Here is a 12,872-nt window from a genome sequence, read left to right on the forward strand (position 1 = left end):
GATCAGACATGTTCACCGCTCGTTTTTGAACCGTGAATCACGCCGCAAAACGGAAATCAATGGGTCCTGACCCTAGATGTTTTCGCATCTTTTCATTACGCAATAACGGATTGCGCGAAACGAAACTTGATTGCCGACGCAGCGGTTTGTCAAAGCGAGATAGGTTCCCTCTTACAAAACTGCTGCGTGCTTGGCTGCATCAAAGGCTGTCGGGTCAGCTTGTACGTTGCTTGTAATACGTGTCTTTATGGACAATCAGCCCGTCTCGGTAGGTCAGGATGTCAACGCTTAGAAACTCTTCTTTTGAACCATCCTTGTGCACGGCTGTACGGCGATATTCGCAATAAGCCTTGTTGCCGGAAATAGCGCAGTCGAGCGTTTCCCAATGCACGTTCGCGACCTTTTCGAACAGGGCTGCAAAAGCACCACGAATGGTTTCGGCTCCTTCCAGACGCACGCCATGTTCTTCGGGGCCAACAGCGTGATCAAATGTAGCGTCGGTTGCGAAGTGTCTCATTACGGCATCGATGTCATTGGCGTTAAACGCGTCACCGACAGAGTCGACTAGGTCCCGGGTCAAAGCGGTCATGATTTCGGTCCTTTTCCTTGAAGCATATCGCAAGTGTGTTTGAAGAAGGGGCTCGCCGGGTCGACCAGCACATTCAGTTCGTCAAAGTGATCCACATCGGGCACGAAATAGAGGCCCATCTTGCGGTCTGCTGTTTCGTATTTTTCGACATACATTCGTGCCTGCCTGTGGAACTCATCGGTTTCCGCGCCGCCGACGACGACCAGCTGAGGGGCATTGGTACCCGGAGGGTGCTTGGTCATCGGGCTTTCGGCCTGGGCTTCTGCCGGATCCATTCGGATGCCCGCATTCAAAGCCTCGGTCAGGCGGACCGGCTCAAGATAGCTGAGCGGTGAGACCGGAATGCCAGATTTAATCAGGTCTGTTGGCAAGTCATCGTCAAATGCCGGCCAATCGGTCGCCATCATCATCTGGGTAATATGGCCGCCAGCGGAATGGCCCATGACGCAGAAACGGTCTGGATTGATGCCCAATGCGCCCGCGTTGCGCCAGACAAAGGACATGGCCTCACGCGCTTCTTCCGAAATTCTCGTGATGGTCACAGACGGGCAAAGATCGTATCCGATGACAACAACATTGAACCCCGCCTCAACAAACGGCGGCGCAATGAAGCTGTAGATCGATTTGTCGCCACGCTGCCAATAGCCGCCGTGGAAATAGACCAATGTCGGTGCGGCAGTGTCCGCGCAGCGGAAGACATCCAGCTTTTGTTTTTCGCCTTCTCCATAGCGGATATCTAGGCTGCAATCGGATGTTGCACGCGCGTGCGCGCTGTCGCGGCTCCACCCGGGAATGACGGTCACTTCATAGTCCGGCCGCCCAGCCCGCAAATTGTACTGCGCGTCGAATTCGTCAGGGCTGAACCGAGTGTGGAAAGTCAGGTGATCACTCATGATACTGCCTCCGATTGGGGCGCGGAAAAGAACGCGCCGCGACAAAAGACCAGAGGAGGAACGGGTGCATGGGCATAGTTCACGACACGTCCCAAGAGGATTTCATGATCACCCGCATCAACCCGGTTGTGCACGGTGCATTCCAGATACGCAGATGCACCGGGGACCAAAGGCGTCTTGGCCCCAGGAGTCCATTCCGTATCGGCAAACCGGTTTTCCACATTGCTGGCAAAATGCAACGCCAAAGCTTTCTGATCCGCGGACAGGATGTTGACCGCGAAATGATCTGACCTGGACAGCGTCGGGAACACGCGACCCGATTTTGCGACACAGACAGAGATCACAGGCGGTTCGAGTGAGACCGAGGTGAAGGAGTTGGCGGTCAGGCCCCATGGCATGCCCTCGGGGTCATAAGTGGCCACGATTGTAACCCCTGTCGGAAAAGCGCCAAGCGCACGGCGAAAGTCATGCAGGTCCATCACAGAAGTCCTTCGCTGACACAGGCCTTTTCAAGGGCGGCCCACTCATCCGGGTTTGTGCCGAAATGACGCATGACGTGACCCCGGTATGCGGGGCGTTCCGCCAATCGTTCGTACCACGCTTCGACATTGGGCAACGGTGGGCGGTCGACCTCGACATTGAAATAGCGATACGCCACGCAACCCAGCGGAATATCCGCCATGGTAAAGCTGTCGCCACAGACATAGGCCTTATCCGCAAGGTGCTGATCCAGAATGGTCAGCGCTTCATGCGCCTCATCGCGAAGTTTGGCGATCTGTTCCTGGTCCCGTTGGTCGGATTGGGTGCGCACAGTTGCAAAAAACAGGTAAATCACCGGCCCGAAGGCGCGGCTGGCGGACCACTCCATCCATTGATCCGCGATGGCGCGGGTCTGTAGGTCAGAGGGGCTAAACGTTCCCGCGCCGTACCGGTCGCAGAGATACCGCACAATGGCGAGGCTTTCCCAAAGCGCGAAATCCCCATCGCGGATCGCCGGGATCATTTTGTTGGGATTGATCTGCGCGTACATATCAGTGTCGAGCTTGCCAAAGCTGCCCCCGGCCAGTTGGAGCGTATAGTCCAATCCCAACTCATTGGCTGTCCAAATCACCGGAATAACGTTTGATGAATAGGGCCGCCCCCAAATTTCAAGCATGCTCCAACATCCTTTTCTGCGCGATGGATTGTGCCCCGAATTTTGGAACGACATGCTCAAACAGTCGATGCCAACTGGACAGGATTTTCTCATAGGGAACGCCAGTGTATTGCTGCATCAACATGAGGTGGTCGAGGCCGATGGTTTCCTGCCGCTCGGCAAAACGATCCGCTACATATTCGGCGTCACCAACCACAATGATCCCGCGTTTATTGAGGAAATCGAACCAATCCATCTCTTCGTCCTCAGAAGTCATCTCTTCACCGACATCAAGATAGCCATGTTTTGTCCACTCGCCCTTGGGGCGCGACCCGCCGAGGAATTCGTAATAGGCATTGATCGGGCCACGAATGGTGTTCACCGCCTCCTCCATGCTTTCACCGACATAGAAGGCCGTGCAGACGCCAACGCCTTCTCCTGGTTTCACATCGCGCCCTTCACGTTTGGACAGCGCCTCGCGGTAGGGTTCCCAGCAGGCCAGTGTCGCCTTGGGTCCAGCGGCCATCGAGATCACACCCCACCCTTTTTCACCAGCAAGCTTGAATGTGGGAGGCGCATTCGACATGAGCCAGACCGGCGGGTGCGGATCAGAATACGGGCGTGGATGCACGTATATCGCTTTGTACTCGCCATTCTCGTCGTGATAGCGCGGGTCCAGCGGTTCAAAAAAACGGTTGGCTTCTTTCCAGCCTGGAACTGGGAACTCATAGAACTCACCTTGATGGGTGAAGGCCTCGTTGGTCCACGCCTTAAGAATAATATCCAGGCTCTCTTGATAGAGGCGCATCACCTTGGCGTTGTCGCGCCGATCCGCATCCGAGTTGAACTGGATGGTCGAGCGCTCATTGATGCCCTTGGCGACACCAAAATCGAACCGGCCCAGCGACATGTTATCCAGCATCGCCGCGTCTTCGGCCACGCGCAATGGGTGCCAGTCCGGCAAGATGATGGGCGCCGTTCCAACCCGCAGTTTTGTGCAATGAGCAGCCACATGCGTACCCATCTGGATCGGGTTGGGCGGCGCGTTCATATAGCCGTTATGGGCAAAGTGATGTTCTGTGAACCAGGCGGTCGTGAATCCAGCCTGCTCTGCCAGCGAACATTGTTCGAGGATCATCTCCAATGTCCGGGTCCAGGGAATCGTCTCACCAGGACTGAAATTGGCAATCAAATCAAAGCGCATAGCGATCTCCCGGACAGATATGATAAGTTGAATTTTTACCCTATTTTCAACTAAGTTGAATTTTACTCGAAAAATCAACAAAAATCTCTTATCCCGAATGCATGAATAGCAACGTTACTGATACTGACACTCAACGGCTTGGCAGCGAAATCCGCGAAGTGCGCAAGGCGCGTGGCCTGACGTTACAAGACCTTTCGGAAACGGTATCCTGCTCGACGGCGTATCTGAGCCGGATCGAGCTGGGATCAGCAAAAGCATCGGCGGAGCTTCTGCGAGAGATCAGTGAAGCGCTCTCGGTCGATCCCAACTGGTTCTTTCCCAAGCAATCGGGTGCCGGACCATTGGAGCGCAAACATGTCGTACGCAAAGAAAATCGCAGGGCGCTTTCCAACATGTACACGCGTACAACCCAGGAGTTGGGATTCGAAGACGAACTGCTATCCAGCACACTATCCGGACAATGCTATCTGATCCTGTCCCGGTTTCGCCCAGGGGCCGGTACACCGCCCGAACCCCAGGAAGGCTATTCCTTCGAGGGCGAGCAACATGCGATCGTCTTGAGTGGCGAAGTGGAGCTGCGCCTTGGTGAAGAAATCATAGTTCTTCGCAAAGGCGACAGCTTTTCCTACCCTTCAATGATCGCGCATCGGTTCCGCAACCGGACTGACAAAGAGGCCACAATGGTCTGGGCGATGTCGCCAATACGGATTACTTGGTGATTATTGGCCAGCCATCGCTATTGCGAGAATTGCTTTTGATACAAAGCAACGGATAATGGCATTCGGAAAAGCCCACAGGTCTGACCTAACTGCTTGGGCCAAAACCAGTCATTTGGTCAATAGAGACAACAGTTGGCTTTGTCCTGCGATCTGTAAATTCGACCACTAATCGCCGCTACCGTCTGCATGAATGGTTACCCCTTCCGCTGAACAGCAACACCAGATTCTCCTCTCGCACTGCATTTGAGACACTGCGTGCGCTCGCAGCTAACCATCGCGATCTCGCTCTCTTCGATATGGCCATCGACAGTAAATTGTGCGGCTGTGGCTTGGTCACGATTGAAGTCTATGATGTCATGGCTTCTGGTCAGATCCATGAGCAAGCTTCAGACCTGCAAAGCAAGACTCGGAGACCCCTCCACTTCGAGATTCTTGAAGGAACCAGAACTCAGTCGAGAGGTGAATGGAAGACAAAACTAGGGTCGGGTTTGATTACTTTTTAGCAGGGCGTTTCCATGAGCGTTTGGGCATTTCAATGCGCAGATCGTGCGTGATTGGGCCAAGTCTATAGGTTTTTCGAACTCGTTGGTGCTGTCGTGTTGCTCTGCAGCGGAATTTGGTCTCTGTTGCAAGAAAGCCGTCTTATGAGAGGTCACAATGCCCCAAGCATCCGCCACCAATCGTCGTATTGTTCTCGCCAATCGCCCAGCCGGACAACTGGACGAGAATACATTGCGCCTGGAAACCACGAGCGTTCCTGAACCTGGACCAGACGAAATGCTGGTACGTACGGTGTACCTGTCGTTGGATCCTTACATGCGTGGCCGAATGAATGACGCAAAATCCTATGCCGAACCCGTTCCGATTGGCGGTGTTATGACGGCGCAGGTCGTCGGGCAGGTGGTCAAATCCAACATCGAAGGATACGACGTCGGAGAGTATGTGCTCAATACAAGCGGGTGGCAGGATTTTGCTGTCTCAGATGGAACGCAGGTCGTTAAGTTGGGGAAATCCCCGGACAACCCGTCTTGGTCGCTCGGAATTCTCGGAATGCCAGGCTACACGGCTTATGCCGGGCTTCTGAAAATCGGGGAGCCAAAAGCCGGTGAAACAGTTGTTGTGGCTGCCGCAGCCGGCCCGGTAGGCGCAACAGTCGGTCAAATCGCAAAGCTAAAAGGATGTCGCGTAGTGGGCATCGCAGGCGGTTCTGAAAAATGTGCTCATGTAGTCGAAAACCTTGGATTTGACGCATGTTTGGACCATCGATCTGATGATCTGGCAGCGCAACTGCGCGAGGCTTGTCCAAGTGGAATTGACGTGTATTTCGAAAACGTTGGCGGCAAAGTTCTCTATGCCGTATTGCCGCTCTTGAACCCGTTTGCACGGGTGCCCGTCTGCGGGATTGTATCCTGGTACAACCTGCCCGGCCTACCGGACGGCCCGGATATGGGCCCTGCGATCATGGGCACGATCCTGCGGATGAAAGTCAGAATGCAGGGTTTCATAATCTTCGACAACTTTGGTGCCGACGTGTATCAGGAGTTTGTCCGCGATATGACGGCTTGGCTCAAAAACGGTTCAATAAGCTACAAGGAACATGTGGTTGAGGGGCTGGAAAATGCTCCGGAAGCATTCAATCAACTGCTGGCCGGCGGAAACTTTGGAAAGATGGTCGTAAAAGTTGGTTAGCCGGACACGCAGCCAGACATTGCATCGTTCTTTGGATGGTTCCATCGTCAAAGTGCCGCCCAAAGCTGCAGTTGAGCCAAAGGTTCGATCTTCTCGGCTGATCCCGAAATCTGCCATTCGGGCGACTGGAAGGATGCGCCACTTTCAGAAGTCTAGTCCCCCGTCACGGCATTCGGATGACGCTCGACCGGGATTTTGCGTGGGGGCACATTGCTCTGGGAGGCGTGTATGTCGCCAGCGGCGACGCAAATGCAGCCGTCAGATACTCGAGTTTTTCAACACAATCGGCTCATAGCGGCCATCGAAGCAAACGCTGCATTCGATGATATTGTAATACGTCAACGTCAGGTTGGCGCTGACGTCAGACATCTCCCATCCCTCTTCAGGCGGAATTTGTCCGGCACCTTGCATGTAAATTTTCTGCTCCGGATCGCCGAAGAAGCCGAGACAGAAGCCTAGTGAAACCGCCTGCGCCACTTCGCGGAGCGCATCCACAAAGGCCGGGTCTGTGTCCTGACTTTTATCGGCAAAGATGACCGGAAAGCCTGCTGTGCGCGTGGGCCTCCGGCTTGTGCGCCAAGGACTCCGCTTGCAGGCCAAGGCAGTTCCTGATGACGTGCCGGTCCGCAACGGCCTAGACACAATGGCCGACAACCGAAAGATTGCCCAAAAAAAAGAAAGTGTTGCGCCATACATTCAACTTATGGATAGTTGATCCCACTCGAAATGTTCTACGGGCGGACAAAGCCTCTCGCTTGGTGCTTGTCTGCTACCAACTCAAGTTTCACTGTTAGCGAATGTGAGGGAGTGACCGATTATGCCAGTTTCGTATTTGAACAGGGCCGTCGCGGCCGGGTTCCTGATTTTAAGCATTGGGATTGCGCCGGCGCTTGCCCAGGAAGGCAGCGCGGGCGGCAAGCCGAACGTTCTCGTCATTTGGGGCGACGACATCGGCCAGTCCAATATCTCCGCATACACAATGGGGTTGATGGGTTATCAAACGCCGAATATCGACCGGGTTGCCAGAGAAGGTATGATCTTCACCGACTACTACGGTGAACAATCCTGCACGGCTGGCCGGTCATCCTTTATCATGGGCCAGTCGGTCTTCCGCACCGGCCTTTCCAAGGTCGGCCTGCCCGGTGCCAAGGAAGGTATGCAGATCGAAGATCCCACCATTGCCGGCCTCCTCAAAGCCGAAGGCTATGCCACCGGTCAATTCGGCAAGAACCATCTGGGAGACCGGGATGAACACCTTCCGACGAACCACGGTTTCGATGTGTTTTTCGGAAATCTCTACCATCTGAACGCCGAAGAAGAGCCGGAAAACGAGGACTACCCGAAGGATATGGTGTTGGCAGACGGCACGACGTTCCTTGAACGGTTCGGTCCGCGTGGTGTTTTGAACGTGACCGCGACCTACGGCGAAAATGAAATCACCCAGAATATCGAGGATACCGGGGCACTGACCCGGAAGCGGATGGAGATTGTGGACGACGAGACATCAGATGCTGCAATTGCCTGGATGGAAGAACAGACCAACGCCGGCACCCCGTGGTTCCTGTGGTGGAGCGGCACACGGATGCATTTCCGTACCCACGTCAGCGAAGAGAACCGCGCGCTCGCGGATGAGCTATACAATGGCGAAAAAGCTGACGAATACACTGCCGGCATGATCGAACACGACATGGATATCGGCAAGTTCCTCGAAAAGCTTGACGAGCTCGGCATCGCCGATAATACCATCGTGTTCTATTCCACTGATAACGGCGTCCATATGAACACATGGCCGGATGCCGGAATGACCCCGTTCTGGGGCGAGAAGAACACCCAGTGGGAAGGCGCTTGGCGGGTGCCTGCTATGGTCCGCTGGCCCAGTAATATCGCGCCCGGAACGATCTCGAACGAGATCGTGCATCACATGGATTGGCTGCCAACATTCCTGGCCGCTGCAGGCAATGAAACCATCAAGGAAGATTTGCTCGAAGGCATCACCGTTCCGGAAATGGCAGGCCGCGAGTATCGCGTCCATCTCGACGGCTACAACCTTTTGCCAATGCTTAAGGGTGACACGGACAAGAGCCCGCGTAATGAGATCTTCTACTTCACTGATGACGGCGACCTCGCGGCGATCCGGCTCAACAACTGGAAGATCACCTTCCTCGAGCAGAAGGCCTGGGGAACTCTCCGGGCCTGGATGGAGCCGCTGACGCCGCTGCGCGTGCCGCTGATCTTCAATCTGCGCCGCGACCCTTATGAACGTGGTTACCGGACGTCGAACACCTATTACGACTGGCTGCTCGACCATGCCTTCATGCTGGTACCGGCCCAGGCTTATGTTGGGCAGTTCCTGGCAACCTTCGAAGAATACCCACCGCGGCAGGAGGCGGCTTCGTTCAGCCTCGACAAGGTAATGGAGAAGCTGTCGCAGCCGGGCGGCTCGCAGTAGACTCATCCCACTTCGTCCCGACGGAGTATTCCGTCGGGGCGCCTAATTTTCCGGTTGCCTCGGCATCCCTTTCCCTGCATTTGCGGAGGTTGTCCCTATGCGTGCTCTGCTAATTTCAATTCCTTTGACAATTCTGTTTGCATCAGCTCCGCTCGCTGACCCTTTGCCGTCTTGGACGGATACGGCCACCAAGGATCGGATCATTGCGTTTGTCGAAGGCATAACAGACCCGGATTCACCTGATTATGTCACCCCGGCCGCGCGTATTGCGACCTTCGACAATGACGGCACGCTCTGGGCAGAACAGCCGGTCTACTTTCAACTGCTATTTGCCATCGACCGATTGAAAGAAATGGCCGCTGCTGATCCCGGGGTGCTCACGTCTGACGTGCTGCGGGCCGCAGTCGAAGGCGGCATGGAGACAGTGGCCGCCTCGGGCACTGAGGGACTGTTGGAAATCGTCTCCACCACCCACTCCGGCCTGACGGTGGACGAGTTCCAAGCCGCCGTGCGCAGCTGGCTGGACACGGCCAGGCATTCCGGCACAGGCCTGGCCTATGACCAAATGGTTTATCAACCCATGCTGGAGCTCTTGACCTATCTACGCGATGAAGGCTTCCGTACCTACATCGCCTCAGGCGGCGGCCTGCATTTCATCCGGGTGTTCTCTGAAAGCGCCTATAACATTCCGCCCGAGCAGGTCATCGGGTCCATCGGAAATGGCAGTTATTCCGCCGGGGACGGACCGCCGCGGGTGATGAAGGACCCCGGTTTATTCTTCATCGACGACAAGGCAGGTAAGCCCGTTGCTATCGAGGCCCGCATCGGGCGCCGTCCGGTGATCGCAGTGGGAAATTCCGATGGAGATTTCCAGATGCTTGAGTGGACTACTGCGGGCGATGGTGGGCGGCTGGGCATCCTGCTGCACCATACTGACAGCGAACGCGAATACGCTTACGGCCGTGAAAGCCATATCGGGCAGCTTGCACGCGGACTTGATGAAGCAGCCAGCCGCGGTTGGCTGGTAATCGACATGGCCCGTGATTGGGAGCGGATCTGGCCGAGCCGCGAATGAAGCCCTGCACCATCCCTGTGCATGAACGACCCAGAAAATCGGATGGCCCTCTGAAAATGCAGATTGTAGTCTTGATCCTTCTCTTGCTGCTGGGTCTGCCAGCGATGGCCCAGAGCCTTGACGGCTACTTGGGGTCGGATCGTTGCACCGGTTGCCATAAGGACAGTGCCGCAGGCTGGGCAGGATCGCATCACGCTCAGGCCTGGACAACGCCGTCGCGGGAGACGGTCGCAGGTGACTTCGGCGGAACGGCCTTTCACCATGACGGTATGACCGCCCGGTTTCAGACAGGAGCTGAGGGCGGATACTACGTCGAGGTGATCGAAAAGGATGGATCGCAGGCGGAATACAAAGTGCATTCGGTTGCGGGGATCGAACCGCTGCAGCAATATCTTCTCGAGACCGAACCGGGGCAACTGCAGAGTTTTGACGTGGCCTGGGACACCGAAGAGGAGAAGTGGTTCCACCTTTATCCGGACCAGACCCTGCCTCCGTTGGATGGTCTGCATTGGACAGGTCCCTACAAGACCTGGAATGCGCGCTGTGCAGAGTGCCACGCCACCGGGTTCCGCAAAAACTACGACGCAAGCCGTTTAAGCTATGCATCAACCCAGGTCGAAATAGGCGTTGGCTGCGAGGCCTGCCACGGACCGGGAAAGGACCACGTTGATTGGGCTGATACATGGGAAACGACAAGGACACCGCCGCCCGCAAACCATGGATTTCCTGTGGATTTCGCCGATCCTCGGCAGGCAGTCGAACAATGCGCGACGTGCCATTCCAGACGCGAAGCCAACTTGGACGGCAACCCGGTGCCAGGCACGCGTTTTCATGATGCCTATACGCTCGCACTATTGCGCCCAGGACTTTACCACGCGGACGGGCAGATCCAGGACGAGGTCTATGTCTACGGCTCCTTTCTGCAATCTAAGATGCACGCTCGGGGCGTGACTTGCCTGAATTGCCACGGCGCACACAGTCTGGACCTGAAGGCAGAAGGCAACGGCCTTTGCACCCAATGCCACAGCCCGGCGGGCAATCCGGACTTCCCAACACTCACAGCAGCAGACTACGACAGCCCTGCACATCACTTCCACCCGGAAAGCAGCGCTGGAGCGAAGTGCCAGTCCTGCCACATGCCAGAACGCGTCTACATGGGCAACGACTGGCGCGCCGATCACTCCTTCCGCATTCCCCGGCCGGATCTTTCGCCGGTGACGGGAGCACCGGATGCCTGCACCGCCTGCCACCGCGGCCAGGACGCAGCCTGGGCAGCTGCACAGATTTCCGCTTGGTACCCGGACGACAGAAATCGTGGCCGACATTACGGGGAGGTGCTGGCGCGGGGGCGTGCCGATGCGGCAGCGGCCGCCGGCGACTTGACAGCGCTTGCGCAGAATACCAGCCAGCCGGGCATCGTGCGGGCCACTGCGCTCTGGCTTCTGGAGCAGTCCAACGACCCGCTGTTCGCCGCTAGGCTGACGGACCTGCTGCGGGACCCGGATCCGCTTGTCCGCGCTGCCGCGGCCTCTCTGCAGCGCCTTGCACCGCTTCAGGAAAGGGGCAAGCGCCTGGCCGATGTCTTTGCCGACCCTGCCCGCAATGTGCGCATGGCCGCTGCCCGCGCGATGCTGGGTGATACGGAGAACGGCCTCCAGAATGGAACCGCCAGAGAGCTGCAAGCCGCCATGGCTGAATGGCAGGATGCCATGGCAAACCGGCTCGATTTTCCTGAAACCCACCTCCAACTGGGCGGTGTGGCACTGACCATGCGCAACATGGGCATGGCCACATCCGCGTTCCGCGAGGTGGTGCGGCTGGATCCGCAACGGCTGGATGCATGGATGATGCTGGCCAGGATCACAGCGGCAACCCAAGGACGCGTTGCTGCCGCCGCGGTTGTGGCAGAAGCTCTGTCAGCCAATCCGGAACATCCCGCACTTCTGGCCACACAGGCAGAGCTGGAAGGAAAACCTGCACTGCAAGGAGATAGCGAGTGACTGCTCTTGCCAGAATCCGGAACCTCAGAGCGGACCGCTGAGCTGCTCAGCTTCTGCTATCTCTGAAGCCACCCGGCACACAATGAAACGTTAGCTCAAAAGGCACTGCCTATGAAAACGATCTTGACCGCAATCGCGCCGGCAGTTGCCGGCATCCGGGCCCGCGTCTGCTCAGAATACTGACTGGAACTACGAGGCAACGATCTACCTGTTCGCGCCCGAGACCAAAACCGCAATCGATACACCCGCAGGGCAGATCAAGGGCGCACTCATGTTTGGCGACGCGCTTGAGAATCTGGACTTTGCCTTTATGGGAGCCTTTGCCGCCAGTAACGGGAAATGGAGCTTTCTCACCGACTATATGTACACGGGCCTGTCCTTCGGCAACGAGATTGTATCTTTGATACTAGAGATGCGCCGCAACGCGTGCCAGCCCTCATTGGTGTCGGCAGACATCCACGGCATTTCTTCATGTAAAGAAGATACTGTCTCGTCCACCCAGTGCTCGTCTCTCGGCTCCACCAAGCGAACCTCATTCATTAGTGGGCGCAGTCGTTAGATTTCTTTCTCCGAAAGATGCCCAAGACCTGAGGCTTCAGCCCTGTGTTTTGGGATGCGCTGAACTAGATTTTTGATGCGCCGCTTGTCATCTCAAGTTAGCGCGACACCATCCGATAGTTCGCGAGCAACTTTATCGAAATCATCTCCGCCGAGATCGACCGAATGTTCATCGTCTCCGATGAATTCTCTGGCCAGCCGCGTTTTGCGCTATTTCTTCAAATATTCAGTGAACCGATGCGTAAGAGCATCTTTTTTAAAATTGGGATCAGTGGCGAGTAGGAGTTTGATGGTCTTCATAGCAGTTCCCTCATCTATCCAGTGAGAAAAACCGACCGACAACGTGCGAAGAAGAGTAGAATTGAGAAGCAGCCAACGGTCGGCACTAACAGGGGCAGATCAGAGAAATCGTATGAGAAAGATATGCTGTGATGTCGTCATAGAATGAAACAGCCCTATTGCCGGACGCACGTCAATACCTTCGTACTATTGATACTGGCTGAGAAAGCATCTGTTAAGAAAATCAACGCTTTCCCACCCCTATGATAACAAGGGGATTTT

Annotated in this window: 12 protein-coding genes; 6 read left to right on the forward strand and 6 right to left on the reverse strand. The window is 56.0% G+C overall.

Annotated elements, in window-relative coordinates; genetic code table 11:
* Positions 1–214 precede the first annotated feature (214 nt).
* Genes AC2FHW_RS18265 through AC2FHW_RS18285 form a run of 5 tightly spaced genes read right to left on the reverse strand, consistent with a single transcriptional unit; the run spans position 215 to position 3,821 of the window.
* Positions 215–589 (reverse strand): nuclear transport factor 2 family protein, encoded by a 375-nt coding sequence (locus tag AC2FHW_RS18265; protein WP_271952617.1) that lies wholly within the window; start codon positions 587–589, stop codon positions 215–217.
* The gene (locus AC2FHW_RS18270; protein ID WP_496708360.1) at positions 586–1,482 is read right to left on the reverse strand and encodes an alpha/beta hydrolase; all 897 of its coding nucleotides are present in this window, start codon (positions 1,480–1,482) and stop codon (positions 586–588) included. The genes AC2FHW_RS18265 and AC2FHW_RS18270 overlap by 4 nt, the downstream gene beginning before the upstream one ends.
* Positions 1,479–1,961, reverse strand: a complete 483-nt coding sequence (locus AC2FHW_RS18275) for a flavin reductase family protein (protein ID WP_271952621.1) — start codon at positions 1,959–1,961, stop codon at positions 1,479–1,481. The genes AC2FHW_RS18270 and AC2FHW_RS18275 overlap by 4 nt, the downstream gene beginning before the upstream one ends.
* Positions 1,961–2,638 (reverse strand): glutathione S-transferase family protein, encoded by a 678-nt coding sequence (locus AC2FHW_RS18280; protein WP_271952623.1) that lies wholly within the window; start codon positions 2,636–2,638, stop codon positions 1,961–1,963. The genes AC2FHW_RS18275 and AC2FHW_RS18280 overlap by 1 nt, the downstream gene beginning before the upstream one ends.
* A complete protein-coding gene (locus AC2FHW_RS18285) occupies positions 2,631–3,821 on the reverse strand; it encodes an LLM class flavin-dependent oxidoreductase (protein WP_496708359.1) in 1,191 nt (396 codons plus the stop codon). Before AC2FHW_RS18285 ends, AC2FHW_RS18280 begins: the two co-directional genes overlap by 8 nt.
* Positions 3,822–3,922: 101 nt before the next feature.
* Between AC2FHW_RS18285 and AC2FHW_RS18290 the strand changes: the two genes are divergently transcribed.
* A complete protein-coding gene (locus AC2FHW_RS18290; RefSeq protein WP_142638879.1) occupies positions 3,923–4,540 on the forward strand; it encodes a helix-turn-helix domain-containing protein in 618 nt (205 codons plus the stop codon).
* A gap of 657 nt (positions 4,541–5,197) precedes the next feature.
* A complete protein-coding gene (gene curA, locus AC2FHW_RS18295; protein ID WP_496679355.1) occupies positions 5,198–6,229 on the forward strand; it encodes an NADPH-dependent curcumin/dihydrocurcumin reductase in 1,032 nt (343 codons plus the stop codon).
* A 258-nt stretch (positions 6,230–6,487) separates the two neighbouring features.
* Here the strand turns inward: curA and AC2FHW_RS18300 are convergent, their stop codons facing one another.
* The gene (locus AC2FHW_RS18300) at positions 6,488–6,724 is read right to left on the reverse strand and encodes a hypothetical protein (protein WP_281973652.1); all 237 of its coding nucleotides are present in this window, start codon (positions 6,722–6,724) and stop codon (positions 6,488–6,490) included.
* 322 nt (positions 6,725–7,046) lie between these two features.
* On the opposite strand from AC2FHW_RS18300, the gene AC2FHW_RS18305 reads away from it, so the two are divergent.
* From AC2FHW_RS18305 to AC2FHW_RS18320, 4 genes are all read left to right on the forward strand, one after another.
* A complete protein-coding gene (locus AC2FHW_RS18305) occupies positions 7,047–8,678 on the forward strand; it encodes an arylsulfatase (RefSeq protein ID WP_271952628.1) in 1,632 nt (543 codons plus the stop codon).
* A 97-nt stretch (positions 8,679–8,775) separates the two neighbouring features.
* On the forward strand, positions 8,776–9,753 hold the full coding sequence (locus AC2FHW_RS18310) for an HAD family hydrolase (protein WP_496822411.1): 978 nt from the start codon (positions 8,776–8,778) through the stop codon (positions 9,751–9,753).
* A 56-nt stretch (positions 9,754–9,809) separates the two neighbouring features.
* On the forward strand, positions 9,810–11,753 hold the full coding sequence (locus AC2FHW_RS18315) for a multiheme c-type cytochrome (protein ID WP_496822413.1): 1,944 nt from the start codon (positions 9,810–9,812) through the stop codon (positions 11,751–11,753).
* Between the two features lie 145 nt (positions 11,754–11,898).
* The gene (locus tag AC2FHW_RS18320; RefSeq protein WP_496822415.1) at positions 11,899–12,312 is read left to right on the forward strand and encodes a hypothetical protein; all 414 of its coding nucleotides are present in this window, start codon (positions 11,899–11,901) and stop codon (positions 12,310–12,312) included.
* The last annotated feature ends 560 nt before the right edge of the window (positions 12,313–12,872 follow it).

The sequence above is a fragment of the Ruegeria sp. YTSA108 genome, assembly GCF_059610185.1.

What these genes read in the sequence shown, in the direction of transcription:
- AC2FHW_RS18265 (WP_271952617.1), bottom strand. Translation starts at nt 589, where the DNA reads ATGACCGCTTTGACCCGGGACCTAGTCGACTCTGTCGGTGACGCGTTT.
- AC2FHW_RS18270 (WP_496708360.1), bottom strand. Translation starts at nt 1,482, where the DNA reads ATGAGTGATCACCTGACTTTCCACACTCGGTTCAGCCCTGACGAATTC.
- AC2FHW_RS18275 (WP_271952621.1), bottom strand. Translation starts at nt 1,961, where the DNA reads ATGGACCTGCATGACTTTCGCCGTGCGCTTGGCGCTTTTCCGACAGGG.
- AC2FHW_RS18280 (WP_271952623.1), bottom strand. Translation starts at nt 2,638, where the DNA reads ATGCTTGAAATTTGGGGGCGGCCCTATTCATCAAACGTTATTCCGGTG.
- AC2FHW_RS18285 (WP_496708359.1), bottom strand. Translation starts at nt 3,821, where the DNA reads ATGCGCTTTGATTTGATTGCCAATTTCAGTCCTGGTGAGACGATTCCC.
- AC2FHW_RS18290 (WP_142638879.1), top strand. Translation starts at nt 3,923, where the DNA reads ATGAATAGCAACGTTACTGATACTGACACTCAACGGCTTGGCAGCGAA.
- curA (WP_496679355.1), top strand. Translation starts at nt 5,198, where the DNA reads ATGCCCCAAGCATCCGCCACCAATCGTCGTATTGTTCTCGCCAATCGC.
- AC2FHW_RS18305 (WP_271952628.1), top strand. Translation starts at nt 7,047, where the DNA reads ATGCCAGTTTCGTATTTGAACAGGGCCGTCGCGGCCGGGTTCCTGATT.
- AC2FHW_RS18310 (WP_496822411.1), top strand. Translation starts at nt 8,776, where the DNA reads ATGCGTGCTCTGCTAATTTCAATTCCTTTGACAATTCTGTTTGCATCA.
- AC2FHW_RS18315 (WP_496822413.1), top strand. Translation starts at nt 9,810, where the DNA reads ATGCAGATTGTAGTCTTGATCCTTCTCTTGCTGCTGGGTCTGCCAGCG.